Source organism: Kribbella sp. NBC_00482 (assembly GCF_036013725.1).
Classification (GTDB): domain Bacteria; phylum Actinomycetota; class Actinomycetes; order Propionibacteriales; family Kribbellaceae; genus Kribbella.
Genome location: NZ_CP107881.1, coordinates 1,387,434 through 1,407,296, shown reverse-complemented (window position 1 = coordinate 1,407,296; position 19,863 = coordinate 1,387,434). Strand labels below are relative to the sequence as shown.

The window sequence follows — 19,863 nt, the reverse complement described above, 5'->3', positions numbered from 1 at the left end:
AGCTCCCGGATCGTCGTCAAGGGTTCGCTTCGGCTGCTAATCCGGATTACCAAAGCCAAGGTCTTGACCACGGTCGGTCCGGCGCAGAAAACTCGCCGCTGTTCCGATCGTTGCGAGGAGAGCGTTCATGCTGAGTCGCCGCCACTTCACCGGCCTGGCTGCTGCCGCCGTCGCCACCCCGTTCGTCCGGGCCGGAATCCAGTCGGCCGCCGCCCATCCGGAGACCCTCGGCTTCGGATCGGCGTACGACGCCTGCCCGCCGGATCCGACCGCGGTCGTGCTCGGCTCACCGGGCTTCGAGGTCGGCGCGGACGCGACGCAAGCACTACAGTCGGCGGTCGACGAGGCGTCCCGCCGGGGCATCGCCAACAAGCTCGGCGACATCCTGGGCGGTGCCCGCGACTTCCCGCTCGGTGACGGCGGCGGCGTGGTTTTCGTGCCGCCCGGGACCTACAGCCTGTCGGCGCCGATCGACGTCCACGACTCGGTGCGGATCATCGGGTTCGGCCGCCGGCGTCCGCGCTTCGTGCTCGCGCCGAACAGTCCCGGGTACGCCGGTTCCGTGCCGCGCGATGTCTTCTCGTTCCGCCGTCGTCCCGTCGGAGGGCCCGTCAGCTACGCGAACAACGACACGTTCGGCTCCGGTCTGATCAATGTGGACGTCGCCATCGGCCCGGGCAATCCGCGGGCGATCGCGGTCCGGTTCGGTGGCGCGCAACTGTGCCTGCTGCAGGACCTCGACCTGGACGTCGGCGACGGCTGGGCCGGGATCGACCACAACGCGAACCTGATCCAGCGGGTCCGCGTCCGCGGCGGGGCTGTCGGCTTCAACGCGTACGCCGCCTCGGCCGGGTGGCCGACCACCGTGCTCGACTGTCGCTTCACCGGTCAGCGGGAGACCGCGATCCGTACGAACAACGACGCCAAGCTGGTGCTCGTCCGCACGGTTCTGGCCGGCGTACCGCGTGGGGTCGAGTGCGTTCCTGCCCAGTTCCTGCACCTCTACCTGCACGGCTGTGTTCTCGAAGACGTTGCCGAGGGCATCGTCATGAACGACAGCGATCAGTTGCCCGGAGCTACCGATCCGCGGATCCGCAACAGCAACCAGCTCAACCTGGTGAACAGCGTCGTACGCCGGACTCCGACCGTCCTCACGCTCGCGCAGAGCGGTCGTCGTACGTCGGCCCGCGACGGCGGTATCGACCTCAATTACGGCCTGCGGATCACCGATGCGCTGTCGGCGCGCGAGGCTCGTGCCGAAGGTGTGGCGATGTCGCAGAGGACTCCCGATCGTGACGTGCTGACGACCGATGTGCCTGCGCTGCCGAGCGTGTCCACCTGGGTCAGCGTCGCCGACGTGGCTGCCCGGATGGGTCGGACCATCGGTGCGGGCGGTGACGACCTTCCCGTCTTCCAAGCAGCTGTTGACCGGCACGAAAACGTTTTCGTACCGATCGGCGAGTACATGCTTGCCGGGACGCTGCGTCTTCGCCAGCACACGAACCTGATCGGCCTGCACCCTCGCCAGACGTGGCTGCGCACCCCGGACGGTACGCCGTACTTCGGTGATCCGGATCGACCGCGGGCTCTGGTCGAAACACCGCTCGGCGGACGCAACATCGTCCACGGCCTCGGTCTCGACACGGCCCGGAACACTCCGGGCGCGGTGAACATCAGCTGGCGATCGGAGCGCGGGTCGTACCTCGCCGATATCGGAACCCAGTTCGTGAAGTGGCATCCGGACGACGTACCTGGTGGCGATCCCGGCTACACGTACAAGGGGAAGCACAAGTACGGCATCTGGGTTCGCGGTGGCGGGGGAGTGCTGTCGAACATCTGGAGCTCGAACGGGTGGGCCGACAACGGGCTGCTCGTCGAGTCCTCGTCCGTGCCGACCTCGGCGTACGAGCTCTCGATCGAGCACCACCAGCATCGCGAGGTCGTTCTCCGACAGGTGTCCGGCTGGCAGTTCTTCGGCCTCCAGACCGAGGACCACATCTACGGCTGGCAGTCGCAGGCAGTCGAGCTCGACCGCTGTCAGCACTTGCTCTTCGCCAACTCCGTCCTCTTCCGCGTCGCCACCGTTCTCGGCCCCTACCCGTACGGCGTCGGCCTCCGGAACTGCCACGACATCGTTTTCCGCGGCACCCGCGGCTACCGCGACAAGACCCCCGAGTTCACCCAGTGGGGCGCCGCGGTCACCGACGTCCGGAGCGGCCGCAGTGTGCCCGATCCCGAGTTCGCCGTTCTCACTATCCGCTGAAACTACTTCAGGAGTTCAGTCATGCACGTCAAACGTCGTACTGTCCTGCTCGGCGCCGCCGCCGGGCTTGCGCCCGCGATGATGTCGGCACCGGCTCGGGCTGCCGGTCTTTCACTGTTGGCGAACCTGCCGGCCGGAGCACCCGATCGGCGGCTGTTCGCGCCGGGGGAGCAGCGGTTCGCGGGGTACCTGGTGATCCTCGCGCCGATGACGAACGACATCCTCGACACCGATCCGTACGGATTCATGGGCGGCGGCTGGTGGCGTACGCCGTCGCAACCGTTCAACTCGCGCGTTCAGGAACACGTTTTCACGCTGAGCTGGTTCTATGCGAACAAGCGAGCCTGGAACCCGTACTACCGCGACAACGCACTGCTCGGCCGGCTCGACGCAGCCCTGCAGCACTACCTGTCGCTGCAGAATCCGGACGGCTCGTGGCCGGAGTACTCCCCGGGCGAGCGCGGAAAGGCGTCCAGCGGTTTCGGCATCGGCTACCTCGCCAAGACCCTGGCGAACCTTCGTCAGGCCCGTGCCCTGCCGACAAGGCGGACCCAACTGGAAGGTGCCCTGCGCAAGGGCGTCGACTGGTACCTGGACCCGGGCAACTCGGTCGTCTGGGACGACCCGTTCGAGTACACGAACCAGGCCGTCGCCGGTGTCGCGGGCTCGGCGCTCACCCTGCGACTGTTGCCGGACCAGGCCCGCTGGACCAAGCTGCAGGACCGCATCCGGTTCGTCGCGAAGTGGGCGCAGAGCCCGGCCGGGTTCTTCTACGATCCGCGCGGGATGGACATCAACTACAACTTCGAGGTCATGCTCCCGGAGATGGCCGAGCTCTACCTGCAGACCAAGAACCCGCTGCTGGTCTCGATGACGCGCAAGTTCTCCGACTGGTTCGGCTACAACCTGCTCCGCGAACCGGACGGCTCCGGCTGGCTGACGTACTACGCCGTCTCCGACCGGACCTCGGTCGCCTTCTACGACGACATCGTCCCGGACCCGGACCGGAGCATCCTCGGCTCGCACTTCGTCCCCGCCGTACCGGACTTCGGTGCCTTCTTCACCTCCCGCGAGGACAAGGCAGCGACCCGGCAGGCATGGGCCTCCGACCCCGCTCCGGTGCCGGCGCTGGCCAAGCAGGACACCTCGCCACGCATCATCGCGCACGCGCCGTACGGCGAGACGCTGCCGACCCGGAGCGCCAAGCGAGCCGCGATCGCCAACATCCCTTACCTGCGCCGGGACAACTTCACCGAGCGGCGCCACGACGACTACGGCAACCAGGACTACCTCTATGTACGGCGCCCCGGCCTGTATCTCGGCGCGTTCTTCGGCGAGCGGCAGGGCAGCGCGGTCAAGGCCGGGACCGGGTTCCTGTGGCACCCGACGGCCGGCACGGTGATCCACGCGCAGCAGACCGCGACCGGCTGCTGGGGCACGGTCCGTGACGGCAAGGCCGATGCCGAGAGCAACCTGGTCGCGGAGTACCCGTCGAAGGATCGGGTCCGCTACCGCACCCCCGACGGCTCGGTGTCGACCGAACTCGTGATCGGCTCGCATTCGGTCAGCCGCCGCGTGACCGCGACGAGCGCCGCGACCGAGCAGGTCCCGCTGGTGCTCCAGCCGGGCGACGAGGTGGTCTTCTCGGACGGGACCGTCGTGCCGTACGGCGAGACGCGGACAGCGACCGCCGACGGCATCGTGATCCGCCGCGGCCGGGCCACGATCACGATCACCTGGTCGGGACGGCGTACCGCGACGCTCAGCACCTCGTCGCGGACCTATCTGCGCGACCAGCGGCGCCGCGTCCACGTACTCCGGATTCCGCACGACGGCTCGCTCGACACCGTCGTGCGGACGGCCGGGTAGTCAGGAGGTGCGCAGACGTAGCACCTGGCGGCCCGGCGTGCGGCCGGTCAGGTACACGCGGAGTCCGTCCGGGGTGAGGCTGCCGCCCAGGTAGGTGTAGCGCTCGCCCGGGTCCATCGCGACCCGGGCGGCGCCGTTCCCCGGGCCGAACTCGATCCGCTCCGCGCCGACCGTGTAGCTCCCGGTGCCGGACGCCAGCTGGTAGTTGCCCGCAGCATCCAATGCGTCGACGCCGGAAAGCGTTCCGCCCGCACGGAAACACAGCTCGATCGCGTACGCCGTCTCGTCGCCGGCGAACTCGAACGCCAGGTCGTACCCGCCGCTGACCTCGGTCACCGTCACCTCGGTCCGCAACGTCCGGTACTGCTTCGGCCGGTGCCCGAAATCCATCGCCGCGTAGAAACGGCCGTCCGGTGTGAGGGCGTACTGGCCGTCCGCGCGACGGTACCGCTTGGGGAGCGGCAGGTGGTACGGAACCTTGACCTCTTGGGACAGGCGGAAGGAACCCGCACCCAGCCGGCGGAGTCCGTCGCTGCGGAAATGCCCGGTGCTGAAGAACTGCGGCGACAAGCGGACCGAGTCGAGGATCGCCGCGCCGTTGCGGAGCTTGAAGAAGGTCGGGTTCGTGGAGAGACCCGACGAGATCAGCGGGAGGTCGTGGAAGTCGGTGCCACCGAACACCGTCGCGGTTCTGGCCTCTCGCCGGATCCGGACCGAGGCCTGCGACGGGTAGTGCTGCACGAAGTTCGTCGGAGCCGCTGCCGCGGTCGGGAGGACGGCGGACAGCTCGGGTCGCTCGAGCACCTCCGCCAGGAAGTCGCCGAGCTCGCCCGTCCCCCGCGCTTCGATGCTCTTGGCAATGGTGGTGAACCGGCCGTCGTGCGTGTGCAGGGCCAGCTCACGGAACTGCGTCAGGTACCACCAGACCTCCCGCCCGCCCTTCTGGTCCTGCCGCCGGGACGCGGTCGTGTCCACCTCGCCGTTCGGCTCGAGCAAGTACAGCGTCACGTCGAGGTTCCGCCGTACGTAGTCCAGCAGTGCCGGCTTGTCGCGCAGCCACGCGATCGTCAGGAGACACGGGTTCGTCACCTCGGCGGCGTACGTCGAACTCCGCTCGCTGTAGATCCCGTCCGGGGTCGCGTCGATGCCCTCGTCGAGCCAGTCGTCGATCCGCGCCGCGTACCGCCGGTCCGGGAACAAGTGGTGCGCCCGGGCCAGCGCCGCGGACACCTCCCACCGGTGGTTCGGCGTGTGGACGCCGCCACTCGCCAACGCCGGGCCGGCCTTCTTGATCACCGAGGCCAGCGTCGCGCGCATCGACGCGGTCTCCGCAGAGCCGTCCGCGTCGAGCAGTGCGTACAGCGTGCACACGTCCTGGATCGCGAAAGCGCTGTCCGGGGGCGAGTGCAGGTTGCCGACGTCGTACAGGCCGTCCTCGTGCTGCCGCGCGGCCAGCTGGTCGACCAGCCAGCCGAGCGGTCCGAGGAGCGTGGCGTCGTGGTGGTACGACGACCTTCCCCAGACATAGCCGGAAACCAGCCGGCGGGCCTTGCGGGCCACGGTCCGGACACTGTCGGAAACGTTCTGAAAGTTGCCGAGGACGAGCGGAATCTGTTTCCGGTTCGCCTCGGTCAGCAGGGTCAGGAAGTCCTCGTCCACGGCTGCTACCTCAGCACGAGCCGCACCTGGATGCAGCGCGCCGAGCGCAACCGTGGTCAGCGAACCGGTAAGAAATGTACGTCGCAGCATCGGGATCTCCCGTCGGTAAACGGTTGCCAAATGCTCAGAACTGTCGCGGCGGAACTTTGTCCTGTCAATACCTCGCAGCGGGTCCGGATCCGGTCGTTTCCTACATCGATGAACTCTTGCGGGAACCGGTTTCTTGTACTACTTTGACGGGCCAAGGCAAGCGCTTTCCGAAGAAGGTGACCATGAGTGCGCTGGGCGAGCTGGGCAGTCTGAGGGGAAAGAAACCGGGAGGTCAGAAGAAGGACAACCTGGCCGGATACCTCTTCTTGGCGCCGTGGTTGCTGGGGCTGTTCCTGATCACGATCGGGCCGATGGTGGCCTCGCTGTACCTGTCCTTCACGGACTACAACCTGATCCAGGCGCCGAAGTGGATCGGCCTGGAGAACTTCACCCGGATGCTGTCCGACGAGCGCCTGCACAACTCGCTCAAGGTGACGTTCACGTACGTGTTCGTCTCAGTCCCGCTGCAGCTGGCGATCGCGCTCCTGCTGGCCGTCGTACTCGACCGCGGCGTCCGCGGTATGGCGTTCTATCGCTCGGTGTTCTACCTGCCGTCGCTGCTCGGCTCGAGCGTCGCGATCGCGATCCTCTGGCGGCAGGTGTTCGGCACCACCGGCCTGCTCAACCAGGTGCTGGACGTGTTCGGCATCGAGGGCAAGGGCTGGATCTCCGACCCGAGTACGGCGCTCGGCACCCTCGTCGTACTGAACGTCTGGACCTTCGGGTCGCCGATGGTGATCTTCCTGGCCGGTCTGCGGCAGGTCCCGACGATGTACTACGAGGCCGCGTCCGTCGACGGCGCCGGCGTGCTGCGGCGGTTCTTCAGCATCACGATGCCGCTGCTGACGCCGATCATCTTCTTCAACCTGGTGCTGCAGATCATCCACGCGTTCCAGTCGTTCACCCAGGCGTTCGTCGTCTCCGGGGGCAGCGGCGGACCGTCGGACTCGACGATGTTCTTCACGCTGTACCTCTACGACCGGGGCTTCGGGAACTTCGACATGGGCTACGCCTCCGCGATGGCGTGGTTCCTGCTCGTGATCATCGGGGTCTTCACCGCCGCGAACTTCTTCGCCTCGAAGTACTGGGTGTTCTATGACGACTGAAACGCTCCGCACAACAGTCACCGCCCGGCGCTCCGGCGGCGTCACCTGGGCAAGGATCCGGCCGCTGGTGATCCACGTGCTGCTGGCCGGCTCCGCGCTGGTGATGCTGTACCCGGTGATCTGGATGGTGGTCAGCTCACTGCGACCGGGCAACGAGATCTTCCGCGATCCCGGGATCCTGGTGAAGGACCTGCACATCGAGAACTACCGGGTCGGCTGGAACGCGCTGACCGAGCCGTTCACCCGCTACCTGCTGAACTCGGGCATCGTGGTGCTCGGTTCGATCCTCGGCAACCTGGTGTCCTGCTCGATGGCGGCGTACGCGTTCGCCCGGTTGGAGTTCGCGGGCAAGAAGTTCTGGTTCGCGATCATGCTGCTGAGCATCATGCTGCCGATCCACGTCGTGATCGTGCCGCAGTACATCCTGTTCTCGAACCTCGGCTGGATCAACACGGTGCTGCCGCTGATCGTGCCGAAGCTGCTCGCCACGGACGCGTTCTTCGTGTTCCTGATGGTGCAGTTCATCCGCGGTATCCCGCGCGAGCTGGACGAGGCCGCCCGGATCGACGGCTGCGGCAAGGCCTCGATCTTCCTGAGGATCATCCTTCCGCTGATGGTCCCGGCGCTCGCCACCACGACGATCTTCACGTTCATCTGGACCTGGAACGACTTCTTCAGCCAGCTGATCTACCTGACCGACCCGCACATGTACACCGTCCCGGTCGCACTGCGGTCGTTCGTCGACTCGACCTCCAGTTCGTCCTGGGGCTCGATGTTCGCGATGTCGGTCGTGTCCCTCGTTCCGGTCTTCCTCGCCTTCCTGCTCGGCCAGCGGTTCCTGATCAAGGGCATCGCGACCACCGGCATCAAGTAACCCCTGAAAGGTGCACCTCATGAGGCACATCCCACGCGGCCTACGGGCCCTGACCGCCGCCGCGGTCACCGTCACGCTGCTGGCGGCGAGCGCCTGCGGCGGCGACTCCGGTGGTGCGTCGTCGTCTGCCGACGGCGGCAAGGTCACGCTCCGATTCACCTGGTGGGGATCGGACACCAGGACGAAGCTCACCCAGCAGGTGATCGACGCGTACCAGAAGGACCATCCGAACGTCACGATCAAGGGCGAGTTCGGCGAGTGGTCCGGCTACTGGGACAAGCTCGCCACCACGGTCGCGGCGAACGACGCGCCGGACATCATCCAGATGGACGAGAAGTACCTGCGCGAGTACGCCGATCGCGGCGCGCTGCTCGACCTGAAGAAGGCCGACGGCCTGGACACCGGCAAGTTCGAGCCGGACACGCTGGGCGCCGGTGAGTTCGACGGCGGCCTGTACGGGCTGAACGCCGGCATCAACTCGTTCGCGGTGGTCGTGAACCCGGCAGCCTTCAAGACCGCCGGCGTGCCGATCCCGGACGACAAGACCTGGACCTGGGACGACTTCGCCAAGACGGCCGCGGAGATCACCACCAAGACCGGCGGCAAGGTCACCGGCACCGGCGCACTCGGTACCAATGAGGCCGGCCTGAACCTGTGGGCCCGGCAGAACGGCGAGTCGCTCTGGACGAAGGACGGCAAGCTCGGCGTCTCGCCGGAGAAGACCACCGACTTCTTCAAGTACATCCTGAAGCTCCGCGACGCGAAGGCGATCCCGTCGGCCGAGGCGATCTCGCAGGACATGAACGCGTCGCTCGACCAGTCGGCGTTCGCGACCGGCAAGCTCGCGATGAGCTTCATCTGGAGCAACCAGCTGGTGGCCTTCAGCAAGGCGACCGGCCAGCAGCTGAAGCTGCTGCGGATCCCGAGCCCCGACGGCCAGGCCGCGAAGAACGGCTCGTACTACAAGGGCTCGATGTTCTGGTCGATCTCGGCGCGGTCGAAGCACCAGAAGGAGGCCACGGAGTTCGTGAACTACCTGGCCAACAACCCGGCCGCCGGCGGCGTACTGCTCGCCGAGCGGGGCGTGCCGCCGAACACCGAGGTCCGCGCCGGGGTGACGCCGAAGCTGAAGCCGGAAGACGCCGCGACCGCGAAGTTCATCCAGGACATCAAGCAGGATCTCGGCGACCCGTCGCCGGCGCCGCCGGTCGGTGGCGGCCAGGTGGAGAAGATCATCCAGCGGTACACGACCGAGGTACTGTTCGGGCGGCAGGCGCCGGAGGCGGCGGCCAAGGCGTTCCTGGACGAGGTCAACGGGGAGCTCAAATAGTGTTGCTGACGGCAACTGATTGTCGATGACGGGGGCTCGCGTGGCCGTGGTGGGAATCCACGGCCACGGTGCCTCCCACGTACGCAACGTCGCCCGGCTGGCGGAGGCCGGCCGGGCCGAACTGGTGGCGGTCACCGATCCCCAGGGCGCGGACGATCTCCCCGCGAGCGTCCAGGTCTTCAGCGGTCTGGACGAGTTGCTCGCGGCCACCGAGGTCGACGTCGTGGTGATCTGTACGCCGATCCAGACCCACGTCCCGCTGGCCGAGCTGGCGATGCGCGCGGGCGCCGACGTACTGCTGGAGAAGCCGCCGACGGCGTCGATGGCCGAGTTCGAGCAGCTGTCCGCGGTGGTGGCCGAGACCGGGCGGGCCTGTCAGGTGGGCTTCCAGGCGCAGGCCTCGGAGGCCACGCTGAAGCTGGCGGCGATGGTCGCCGAGGGACAGCTCGGCGAGATCCGCGGGATCAGCGCGGTGGGGAAGTGGGTGCGCAAGGCCCGGTACTTCCAGCGCGCGCGGTGGTCCGGCAAACGGCGGCTCGACGGCGTCGATGTCGTCGACGGCGCGGTGACGAATCCGCTCGCGCACGCGGCCGCGGCGGCTCTGCTGCTGGACGGTTCGACCGGTGTGGACGACGTACGGTCGATCGAGACCGAGCTGTACCGCGCGAACCCGATCGAGTCCGACGACACCTCCGCGGTGCGGATCACGACCAGCCGCGGTACGCCGATCCTGATCGCGGTGACGTTGTGCGCCATCGATCACCTCGAGGCGACGGTGATCGTGCACGGGTCGGAGGGGCGTGCGGTCCTGACGTACCAGTCGGATCTGATCGGTGACACGAAGTACGGCAGAGCTGATCTCTTGGAGAACCTGCTCGCGCATCGGGCCGATCCCACGGTCCCGCTGTACGTGCCGTTGGCCGCGACGGGTGGGTTCACGCGCGTGGTCGAGGCGGTGCGGACGGCGCCTGACCCGGCAGTGATCGCGCCAGAGTTGGTGCGCTGGGAAGGCGAAGGACTGGAGCGCCGGCCGATCGTTCTCGACGTCGAGAACTGGATCGACCGGGCCTCGGACGAGCTGGCGTTGTTCAGCGAGATCGGGGCGCCATGGACGAAACCAGTGAAACGGGAGAGCTGATGACGCAGAACCTCGGCTGCAACCACGCTGTCGGCCGGTCGATCCAGGTCACGGCGGGTGGCGGCGAGCTGTTCACCTATGTGTACAAGGCGGACGACCCGCAGTACGAGTCGCCGCGACCGTACTTCCACCCGATCCGGACGCTCACCGGAGACCTGGTGAGCGTGTATCGCCCGTGGGATCACCTGTGGCACAAGGGCATGTCGTGGTCGTTGCCGCACTTCGGGCACGACAACTTCTGGGGCGGTCCGACGTACACCAAGGAGAACGGGTACAAGGCGCTCGGCAACAACGGCTCGCAGGACCACGACCGGGTCGACGCGCTGGACGTGTCCGACGAGCAGGTCCGGTTCGCGCACCAGTTGTCCTGGCACACGCAGGGCGGTCAGCATGTTGTTGACGAGGCGCGCACGATTACGGTGCGGCTCGCGGACGACGGCTGGGTGCTGGTCTACGAGACCGCGATGACGAACGTGTCCGGCGAGCTCATTCAGATCGGCAGTCCGACTACGGCCGGACGGCCGAACGCTGGGTACGGCGGGTTGTTCTGGCGCGGGCCGCGCTCGTTCACCAACGGCACGATCCTTGCGCCGCAGGGCAAGGGCGGCGACGAGCTCCGCGGGCAGCGGGCACCTTGGATGGGGTTCACCGCTAGGCAGGACGAGACCGACACCGCGTCGACGATCATCGTCGCCGACGCCGCCGACAACGTCCGCCACCCACCGGAGTGGTTCGTCCGCTCGGAGGACTTCGCCGCGGTCTGCCCCGCCCCGTTCTTCACCGAGGAACTCCCCTTCCCCGCCAACGACACCCTCCGCCTCCGCTACGCCGTACTGGTCGCCGACGGTCTCACGGACGACGACCGCGCCAAGTCCCTAGCAGCCCAAGCCCAAAAAGCCCTAGCCACCTAACCCGCCCCACCACCCCCAAGCCCGCCCCCGTCACCTGACCGGCCCCGCCGGTCAGCCTCGTCGAGCAGACGACGGGTTATCCCCCCGCGTTGGGGGTTCTCTACTGATACCGGACGGGAGAACCCTGCACGCGAGGGGATAACCCCGGCTGTGCTGACAGCGCTTGAGGCGGCCGGGGCGGGTCGGTTCGGCTGTCGAGAGGTCGCCGGACGCGCATTTGCCTGGCCCACCCACCAGATGGGGGGTTCCACACCCGCAACCAGGGTGGCGAACCCCCAACTTGGTGGGTGGGCCAGGCAAATTGGTGGGTGGGCCAGGCAAATGGGGGTTAGCGGGGGAGGGCGAGGGTGAAGTTTGTGTTGCCGGGGGTTGAGGTGAGGGTGAGGGTGCCTTGGTGGGCTTGGGTTATGGACTGGGCTAGGGAGAGGCCTAGGCCGGCGCCGCCGGTGGAGCGGTTGCGGGCGGTGTCGGCTCGGGTGAAGCGCTGGAAGATGTTGGGGAGCAGGTCGGCGGGGATGCCGGGGCCGTCGTCGTGGATGGTGAGCAGGGCGGAGCGTTCGCTGCTGGTGGCGGCCACGGTGACCGTGGTGCCGGGAGGGGTGTGACGGCGGGCGTTGGCGATCAGGTTGGCGACCACCTGATGCAGGCGCTGCTCGTCGCCGATCACGATGATCGGTTCGGACGGCAGGTCGAGCTCCCAATGGTGGCTGGGGGCAACGATTCGCGCGTCGGTGACCGAGTCGAGGGCGAGCCGGGACAGGTCGACCGGGCGGCTGTCGAGTGGCCGGCCGGCGTCCAGCCGGGCGAGGAGCAGGAGGTCCTCGACCAATGACGCCATCCGGGTGGTCTCGACCATCACCTTGCCCATCGCGTGCGTGAACAGTTCGGGATCGCCCTGGCGCAGGCTCAGCTGGGCGTACCCGTGGATCGTGGTCAGCGGCGTACGCAGCTCGTGCGAGGCGTCCGCGACGAACTGCCGGACCTGCTGCTCGCTACGGTGCCGCGCGTCGAGGGCGTTCTCCATGTGACCGAGCAGCGTGTTCAGCGCGACGGCGACCTGGCCGACCTCGGTACGTTCGTCCGTGAGCTGATCCGGCACTCGTGCGGTCACCCCGATCTCGCCGGTGTCGAGCCGCAGACCGGCCACCTCACGGGCGGTTTGCGCGACCCGGCGCAGTGGCCGCAGTTGACGCCGTACGACGAATACCGCGACGCCGCCCGCGGTGAGTACGCCGATCCCACCGAAGAGCGCCTCCCACCCGATCAGGCTGTTGACCGTGTTCTGGATGTCCTGGGTCGGGAGTCCGGTGATCACGGTGACCTGTCCGACGCTCGTCGCGTGCACGCGGTACTCGCCGAGATCCGGGAGGTCGACCGTCTTGTTCTGACCGTCGGCCAGATCGTCGAGGACGCCGACCGCCTGGTCCGACAGTTCAGTGAGCTTGCCGTCGGCGGTGATCACGTTGCCGACAGCCGTGGACGATTCCGTGTAGACCGTTACCGTGCCCGCGTCCTGCCCGTGCGGGGCGTCCGGCGGCGGGCCGCCGTTCTTGAGTGAGCCGATCGCGCGAGCTTGGGTCGCGGCGACCTTCCCGTCCAGTTGCCGGGTCAGGTACGAGCCGATCGCGGCGGTCGTCAGCGCGCCGATCACGAGACTCATCACCGCGACCAGCAGCACCATCGCCGCCGCGACCCGCACACTCAACGAACGCGCCGCGACCTTCATGCCCCCAGGATGTGCGCCCAGTCCTGAGGGTTGCTTCGCGTTTCCTGGGACCTTCCTGTGAAGCCAGAACTGTGAAGGTCAGAGCAGTACGTCGGCCGCCGCACGCAGCCCGTCGAGCTCGGCCGCCGCCCAGCCCTCGTCCCGCGACTCGGCGCCGCGCCAGCGTGGCTTGTCGACGAGGTGGAAGTGCAGGTTGGAGATGCTGCCTGCGACCTGTAGGTAGGGGATCGCCGCCTCGTCCTCGGGCGTGATCGGCCGGTGTGCGGCGTACGCCGTCCTGAACGCGTCCCAGTGCGGTGTCGTCGCGACGCCGCCGAAATCTGCTGCCAACGGCCCGACCGCGGCGAGGTCGAAATCGAGGAGCAGGAGTCCCTGCTCGGTCAACAAAACATTGTCCATCGTGACGTCGCCGTGGCAGGTTCCTGCCTTTGAGTACTGCGCGAGGTTGTTCCGTACAGCAGCCGCAAGGGGCCGGAGCAGGTTTTCCTCCGTGGCGTCCACGGCGAGGATTTCTTCGAGCGGCTTGTCCAGCACGTGCGCGAGATCGGCCGGCGGCCGATAGTACGGCGACGTGTAGTTGTCGGCGGCATCGTGAAATGCGGCGAGTTGCCGGCCGAAGTCGGCGTACAACTCGTCGGTGAAGGGCGGTCGCGGCTTGCTGCCCTCGACGTACCCGAGCAGGGTGAACGGCCGGGGACCTTCGGGTGTCTCGAGGAGTCCGACGGTGTCTCCGTCGGGCAGTGCGTTGACCGGCGGAGCGAGTACGCCGGACGCGCGCAGATGCTCCGAAAGCCCTGTCTCCCAACGGATTTCGTCCGCCCCGCGGCGGCCGTACCGATAGAGCTTGAGGACGTAACGGGCGTCGTCGGTGGCCAGCTCGTAGACGTCGTTGACCAGGGAACGGAGCAGGGTGCAGCTGGTGAAGCCGAGGTGGTAGCGGGCCCCGAGCTCGGCGGCCAGCGCCTCGGGATCGGGGAGCGAGCGCACGGTCGGGATCACGGAGCCGACCCTACGGATCACCGAGCCGACCCCACAACGCGTTTGAATTGACAGGTTAGAACCGTGGTAAGAGTGGGGAGGTTCGAGACGTTTCCGGATTCGCCTCCCCTTTCGGGGCCGGAAACCGGTAGCCTCTTGCAGCGCGCTGTATTGGGGGCCGCCGTACCACCCACCCGACGAACTGCCGGAGAGCCCAAACCGGTCAGGAGAGCACGTCTTGCAGGAGAACACCAGCACAACCAGTACTGGCGAACTGGCCAACGTACCCCTCACCGGTGCGGACAAAGTCGCCTACGCTTTCTACGCGACCGCGGCTGCCGCGGCGCTGGTCGGCCAAGTCTGGGCCGGCGTGACCCATATCCCCTGGCCGGACAGCGGCTTCTCGCAGCTGCTCAAGATCGTGCTTGTCACTCCTGCGGTCGCGGTGCTCGAGCTCGGTGGTGTCGCGACCGCGGCCCTCGCCGACCTGCGCCGCCGCAAGGGTGAGCAGGCCTACGCCTACCGTGCGATGTCGTTCTTCGCGGCGCTCGTCGCGGTGGTGTTCAACGTGGTCGGCCACTGGCGGCCGGAGGAGCGGTTCCTGGCCTTCGGCTTCGGCGGGCTGTCCGCGTTCGCGTACGTGCTCTGGCTGATCCACAGCTCGGCCCGTCGTCGCGACGCGCTCCGTCGTGCGGGCCAGATGCGTGAGACCGGCCCGGTGTACGGCATCGTCCAGTGGGCCCGTGAGCCACGGGTCACCTGGCTGGCGCGGTCGCTGGCGATCGAGCACGGCTACGGCCTGTACGAGAGCCTCCGCGCGGCCCAGCACCAGATCCGGAACAAGAGCCGCCGGGACGCGATCGCCGGCACTGTCGCGGAGTACATCCGGTCCGAGCACCAGGACGAGCGGCTGGCGAAGATCGCCGAGACGACGTACGACCCGGACCGGCTGGCCGGGATGCTCGAGGAGCGGATCAACTACGAAGTCATCACCAACAAGCTGACGAAGGCGATCTCACCGCCGCCGGAGCAGCCCGAGGACCGTCCCGGCGTACCCGCTGCCGTGTGGGTGCTCGAGGGTGGGCAGCCCCGGCGTGCGGACGGCACCGGGGTCGGACTGCGTGACGACGACGCCTGGACCGGCGAGCTGATGGCGATCGTCGACCAGCCGGAGCCCACCGACAGCGGCATCTCCGAGGCCGTTGTCGTCGAGGACGAGAGCGAGCCGCAGCACGTCGTCAACGGTTCGGCGAGCGGCCTCAAGCCGTTCGCCCCGCAGCCGAAGGCCGAGCCGGTGGTCCAGAAGCCGCAGCCGCCGTCCCCGTTCGCCGCCCAGACGGACACCGAGCCGCCGGCGCTCATCCGGACGCCGAAGGTCGAGCCGGTGCTGCCGGACCCGGCCCCGGTCGTCGTAGCGAAGGTCGAGCCGGAGGAGGACAGGCCGGAGCCGACCGTGCTGGAGAAGAAGCGGATGCGCGCCTTCGCGCTGCTGTCCGACTGGCCGACCGGTCGGGAGCGTAGCGCGAAGACGCTTGCCGACGCGATCGCCTCGAGCGAGCCGATGGCTGCACGCTTCATCGAGCAGTACGAGAACGAGCACGGGGTCGTGTTCGCCTCGCAGAACTGAGCAGAACTGAGTAGAACTGAAGCACCAGCTGCCGGTGGACCTCAGACGTTGAGGTTCACCGGCAGTTCTGCGAGACCGCTGACCAGGACGCGACGCCACTCGAGCTCTTCGGCCGGCTTCGCGAGGCTCATCCGCGGGAAGCGTCGGACGAGGGCCGCCAGCGACTCCTGCAACTCGATCCGCGCCAGCTGCGCGCCGAGGCAGAAGTGCGGTCCGAAGCCGAAGGACATGTGCTTGTTGTCGCGACGATCCAGCCGCAGCTCGTCAGGGGCGTCGTACGCCCGCGGGTCCCGGTTTGCCGAGTTGAGCGCGGCCATCACCCCTTCGCCGGCCTTGATCTGTACGCCGTGCAGCTCGACGTCCTCGATCGCGACCCGGAGCTGACCGACCTCGCTGAACCTGTTGAACCGCAGCAGCTCCTCGATCGCCGACGGGACCAGCTCCGGCTCCTCGACCAGCCGCGCCCAGTTCTCCGGCCAGCGCAGCAACGTGGCGACGCAGCTCGAGATCTGGTTCGCCGACGTCTCGTGGCCGGCGACCAAGAGATTCACGCCGAACGCGATCAGCTCCTCCTGACTCAGCCGATCGCCTTCCTCGCGGGCGCGCACGAGCTCGTCCAGAAGATCCTCGGCGGGACCCGAGGTGTTCGCGAGCTTCTGCGTGACCAGATCCTCGATGTACGCCGTGAGGTTGGTCATCGCCTCCTCGACGAGGTCCTTCTCGGCCATCTTCATGCTGTACCCGAGCTCGGTCCACTCCCGGAACTGCTCGCGGTCCGCGTACGGTACGCCGAGCAGCTGGCAGATCACCTGGATCGGCAACGGCAACGCGACCAACTGCCGGATGTCGGCGCCGTCGCCCGCCTGCGCGACGTCCTCGGCGAGCTGCGCGGACAGCTCCGCGACCCACGGCCGGGTCTGCTCGATCTTCCGGTGCGCGAACGTTGGCACCACCAACCGTCGCAGCCGGCTGTGCTCCGGCGGGTCGGTTGTGGTCAGGCTGTTCGGCATCGGCTTGGCCAGCGCGACCCGCGGCGCTCCTTGCTTCACCACAGCGGCGCGCGAGAACCGCGGATCGGCGAGCACCAGTTTCACGTCGTCGTACCGCGTCACCAGCCAGACCTCGGCGCCCGCGAGCGTCCGCACCCGCGCCACCGGCCGGTTCTCCCGCAACGCGGCGAACGTCGGCGACGGATCGAACCGAAACGCGTCGTCGAACGGAATCTGCAGAACCGGTTCAGTCATACCCCGACCCTAGGCAAAGTTAGGTAACCCTTGCTTGCGGCGTCGGCGCGTCGGTCCGACTACAACTGGGCGTTCGGGCTGCCGACGCCGCGCAGCAGTGTGTCGACGACCTGGGTCGCCAAGGTATCGGTGTCGGTCTCGTCCGCATCGCTGCTCTGGGCGACCTCGTGGAGCAGGGCGTAGTAGACGCGGCGTACCCAGACCAGGTCGACGTCGGCACGCAGTACGCCGGCCTTTTGCAATCGCGCGAAGAGACGATCGCAGGAGGCGACCACGCCGGCCATGATCTCGTCGCTCTCACCGCTCGCGGCCAGAGCGCTGTTCATCGAGAAGCCCCAGGACAGCTTGACCTGGAGGGCGTTCGCGGTCGCCTGGTAGAGCGCGACCAGCGGTGGCGCGGTGTCGAACCGGGCCTCGTCGACGGCGCTCGCGAGCTGCGTCGACGCCCAGGTCTTCATCGTGGTCACCAGCGCCTCGCGAGTCGCGAACCGCCGGTGCACGGTCGTCCGGGCGACGCCGGCCGCCGAGGCGATCTCCTCCATCGAGGCGGACGGATTGCGGTTCAGGACCCGCTCGGCCGCTTCCAGGATCGTCCGCACGGTCCGCTCGGCGTCGGCGCGCAGCGGGCGGGCGGTGCTGGAGGTCATGCGAAAAGACTACCCGGAAGTCACGTCTCTCGTCCTGTTTGCAACACTGATGTAGCAGGTTGTAGATTTTCAGTGTCAACCACGATGCGATTAGGGACGATGAGATGGATCTTCAACTGAAGGACAAGACCGCGCTCGTCACCGGGGCCAGTCGGGGGATCGGGCTGGCTGTCGTCGAGCGGCTGGTTGCCGAGGGCGTGCGGGTGGTCGCGGTCGCGCGGACCAGTACGCCGGAATTGCGTGCCACCGGTGCGTACGTCGTACCCGCGGATCTCGCGACGACGGACGGGCCCGACGAGGCGGTCACGGCCGCGCTCGCGGAGGTCGGGGAGCTGGACCTGCTGGTGAACAATGTCGGTGGCGGCGACGGTGAACTGGCCAACGGATTCCTCGCGGTCGACGACGACGTCTGGCGCCAGCTGTTCGAGGTGAACTACTTCGCCACAGTGCGTACGACGCGAGCGGCCCTGCCGAGCCTGATCCGGCAGAGCGGCGCGATCGTCAACGTGTCCTCGAACGGGGCCCGGATGCCATCGAGCGGACCGGCGCCCTACACGACCGCGAAGGCCGCGCTCACCGCGCTGGGCAAGGCGCTGGCCGAGGAGTTTGGTCCGCAGGGCGTGCGGGTCAACACCGTGTCGCCCGGTCCGGTGCGGACGGCCCTGTGGACCGATCCCGACAAGTACGGCGGTCAGCTCGCGCGGACGCTCGGTGTCCCGCACGAGGACCTGCTGACCGCCCTTCCGCAGCAGACCGGCATGCTGACCGGCCGACTGATCGAGCCGTCCGAGGTAGCCGCGCTGGTGGTGCAGTTGTGCTCGCCACTGACCGCGAGCATCGTCGGCGCGGACTACCTCATCGACGGCGGCATCGTGAAGACTGCCTAGGACCTGTCGGTGCGGCGGGTGGTGATGGTCGAGACGACGACCGCGGAGCCGATCAGTAGTAGCAGGGCGGCGCCGATGAGGGCGCCGATCGTGATGCCCTCGACGGCGGGGAGCGTGCCGCCGACGCTCAGTTCGGCATCGACCTTCTGCGATCCGTCGGCGTTCATGATCACGACCGACCAGTCGCCGCTGCGGGCGGTCCAGTTGAGGGTCTCGGTGCCGGAGGCGACCCAGAACGACTGGTCGGCGGGCGGGACGGCCGGCTTGTCGCCGGGGCGGGCAGTGGTCGTCAGGTGGAAGGGATCGACATCGAAGTCCGCGACCTCGTCGTGGCTGACTCCCTTGAGGTACGCCGCGACGTCGGCGGCCGGCGCGATGCCGATGAAGACCGGCGTACCGGACGTCGACTTGGCGTCGATGCGGACCGTGCCGAGGAAGTCGTCGGTGTAGAAGGCATCCGGCCCGACGCCGCCGATGTCGAGCCCGGGCGCCGACAACGCGTAGGTGCTGGTGCTGACCCGCTCCGGGCCGGCGGTGAAGTATCCGTCGCCGTCGCGTTGATGCTGCGCCCACAGCCCGACGCCGCCGACAGCGAACAGGGTGACGCCGGCCAGGGCCAGGAAGGCACCCAGTACGACGAGTGCGGTGCGCCAGCCGCTCCACGCACGATCGGCGGGAGGGGTACGAGGGGGAATCGAGGTGGTGGTCATGAGACCGGCTCCTTGACGTCGATAGAGGTGGCTTTGGCTGGTGCGGGGGTGGTCCAGAACCGGCGGTTGGCGATCAGCAAGCCGATGGCGACTGCCCACCACACCGCGACGTACAGCCAGGTCTCTCGGGTCAGGTCCGAACCGGCGGGCCAGAGGTCGCTGGTGTTGATGCTGCCTTCGGTGGCATGGGCGAGGAGGGTGATGAGCGCGCTGCCGGCGGCGTGGTTGAACAGCCACGCGTACCAGAAGGTGACGCCGACCGTGGTCAGCGCTTCGAAGGGCTGGAGGCCGAACGAGGAGATGAAGAACAGCGGCAGGTGCCAGCCGGTGATCGCCACGGCCAGGATCGCGGTCGAGACGAGCGGAGTACGGCGCGACTGGAGTTTGGACTGCGCGTAGCCGCGGAAGCTCGGCTCTTCGCTGAACGGACCGCCGGTCGGGTCGATCATGATCATGCCGACGACGACGGCGAGGCCGTACCAGGGCGTGAACTGCCCGGTGTTCGGAGCCGGCGCGCCGAGTGCCTGGTTGAGCGAGACCGTCACGAGGTGCACGAGCAGCGGTACGGCGATCGCGGCGACGTACCAGATCCAGCGGACCCGCCAGCGGATCAGCCGGGCGCCCATGGCTTTGAGACCGGCCAGGCCCTCGGTCAGGTAGACGACGACGAGTGCGGCGACCAGGGCGCCGGGAGCGTAGAAGCTTCCGAACGGGACGCCTGCCCAGGCCAGCGCATAGGCGAGGACGAAGAAGCTGACGACGGGATGATTGCGGATGAACCTCATGACGGATCTCCTCGGAATC

General features: G+C 67.9%; 16 protein-coding genes. 9 read left to right on the top strand and 7 right to left on the bottom strand.

The genetic code is table 11. The features are described from left to right. The first annotated feature begins 127 nt into the window (after positions 1 to 127). Positions 128 to 2,263, top strand: a complete 2,136-nt coding sequence (locus tag OHB24_RS07055) for a glycosyl hydrolase family 28-related protein (protein ID WP_327638130.1) — start codon at positions 128 to 130, stop codon at positions 2,261 to 2,263. 21 nt (positions 2,264 to 2,284) lie between these two features. Then, positions 2,285 to 4,132, top strand: a complete 1,848-nt coding sequence (locus OHB24_RS07050) for a hypothetical protein (protein ID WP_327638129.1) — start codon at positions 2,285 to 2,287, stop codon at positions 4,130 to 4,132. Here OHB24_RS07050 and OHB24_RS07045 read toward each other — a convergent pair whose 3' ends face one another. Further along, on the bottom strand, positions 4,133 to 5,881 hold the full coding sequence (locus OHB24_RS07045) for a hypothetical protein (RefSeq protein WP_327638128.1): 1,749 nt from the start codon (positions 5,879 to 5,881) through the stop codon (positions 4,133 to 4,135). A gap of 182 nt (positions 5,882 to 6,063) precedes the next feature. Between OHB24_RS07045 and OHB24_RS07040 the strand changes: the two genes are divergently transcribed. From OHB24_RS07040 to OHB24_RS07020, 5 genes are read left to right on the top strand one after another with little or no spacing between them, the layout of a single operon-like run. Further along, the gene (locus OHB24_RS07040; protein ID WP_327638127.1) at positions 6,064 to 6,987 is read left to right on the top strand and encodes a carbohydrate ABC transporter permease; all 924 of its coding nucleotides are present in this window, start codon (positions 6,064 to 6,066) and stop codon (positions 6,985 to 6,987) included. Beyond that, positions 6,977 to 7,861 (top strand): carbohydrate ABC transporter permease, encoded by an 885-nt coding sequence (locus tag OHB24_RS07035; protein WP_327638126.1) that lies wholly within the window; start codon positions 6,977 to 6,979, stop codon positions 7,859 to 7,861. The genes OHB24_RS07040 and OHB24_RS07035 overlap by 11 nt, the downstream gene beginning before the upstream one ends. A gap of 19 nt (positions 7,862 to 7,880) precedes the next feature. Continuing rightward, positions 7,881 to 9,191 carry an ABC transporter substrate-binding protein gene (locus OHB24_RS07030; protein WP_327638125.1) on the top strand — a complete coding sequence of 437 codons (1,311 nt, stop codon included), beginning with the start codon at positions 7,881 to 7,883 and terminating at the stop codon, positions 9,189 to 9,191. A gap of 25 nt (positions 9,192 to 9,216) precedes the next feature. Beyond that, a complete protein-coding gene (locus OHB24_RS07025; protein WP_327638124.1) occupies positions 9,217 to 10,329 on the top strand; it encodes a Gfo/Idh/MocA family protein in 1,113 nt (370 codons plus the stop codon). Continuing rightward, positions 10,329 to 11,240: a PmoA family protein gene (locus OHB24_RS07020; RefSeq protein ID WP_327638123.1), complete on the top strand. Its 912-nt coding sequence runs from the start codon at positions 10,329 to 10,331 to the stop codon at positions 11,238 to 11,240. The genes OHB24_RS07025 and OHB24_RS07020 overlap by 1 nt, the downstream gene beginning before the upstream one ends. Positions 11,241 to 11,568: 328 nt before the next feature. On the opposite strand, the gene OHB24_RS07015 is transcribed toward OHB24_RS07020, so the two are convergent. After that, entirely contained in the window at positions 11,569 to 12,966 is a 1,398-nt protein-coding gene (locus tag OHB24_RS07015; protein WP_327638122.1) for a sensor histidine kinase, read from the bottom strand. Between the two features lie 78 nt (positions 12,967 to 13,044). After that, a complete protein-coding gene (locus tag OHB24_RS07010) occupies positions 13,045 to 13,965 on the bottom strand; it encodes a phosphotransferase enzyme family protein (protein ID WP_327638121.1) in 921 nt (306 codons plus the stop codon). 217 nt (positions 13,966 to 14,182) lie between these two features. Here OHB24_RS07010 and OHB24_RS07005 point away from each other — a divergent pair, with 217 nt between their 5' ends. Next, on the top strand, positions 14,183 to 15,571 hold the full coding sequence (locus tag OHB24_RS07005) for a hypothetical protein (RefSeq protein ID WP_327638120.1): 1,389 nt from the start codon (positions 14,183 to 14,185) through the stop codon (positions 15,569 to 15,571). Between the two features lie 41 nt (positions 15,572 to 15,612). Here the strand turns inward: OHB24_RS07005 and OHB24_RS07000 are convergent, their stop codons facing one another. After that, positions 15,613 to 16,815, bottom strand: a complete 1,203-nt coding sequence (locus OHB24_RS07000; protein WP_327638119.1) for a cytochrome P450 — start codon at positions 16,813 to 16,815, stop codon at positions 15,613 to 15,615. 59 nt (positions 16,816 to 16,874) lie between these two features. Then, complete coding sequence (locus tag OHB24_RS06995) at positions 16,875 to 17,462, bottom strand: TetR/AcrR family transcriptional regulator (RefSeq protein WP_327638118.1); 588 nt, start codon at positions 17,460 to 17,462, stop codon at positions 16,875 to 16,877. Between the two features lie 104 nt (positions 17,463 to 17,566). Here OHB24_RS06995 and OHB24_RS06990 point away from each other — a divergent pair, with 104 nt between their 5' ends. Next, positions 17,567 to 18,349: an SDR family NAD(P)-dependent oxidoreductase gene (locus tag OHB24_RS06990; RefSeq protein WP_327638117.1), complete on the top strand. Its 783-nt coding sequence runs from the start codon at positions 17,567 to 17,569 to the stop codon at positions 18,347 to 18,349. Here the strand turns inward: OHB24_RS06990 and OHB24_RS06985 are convergent. Continuing rightward, positions 18,346 to 19,059, bottom strand: coding sequence for a hypothetical protein (locus tag OHB24_RS06985; protein ID WP_327638116.1), 714 nt, complete (start codon positions 19,057 to 19,059; stop codon positions 18,346 to 18,348). The genes OHB24_RS06990 and OHB24_RS06985 overlap by 4 nt on opposite strands. Further along, a complete protein-coding gene (locus OHB24_RS06980) occupies positions 19,056 to 19,844 on the bottom strand; it encodes a CPBP family glutamic-type intramembrane protease (protein WP_327638115.1) in 789 nt (262 codons plus the stop codon). The genes OHB24_RS06985 and OHB24_RS06980 overlap by 4 nt, the downstream gene beginning before the upstream one ends. Positions 19,845 to 19,863: the final 19 nt, after the last annotated feature.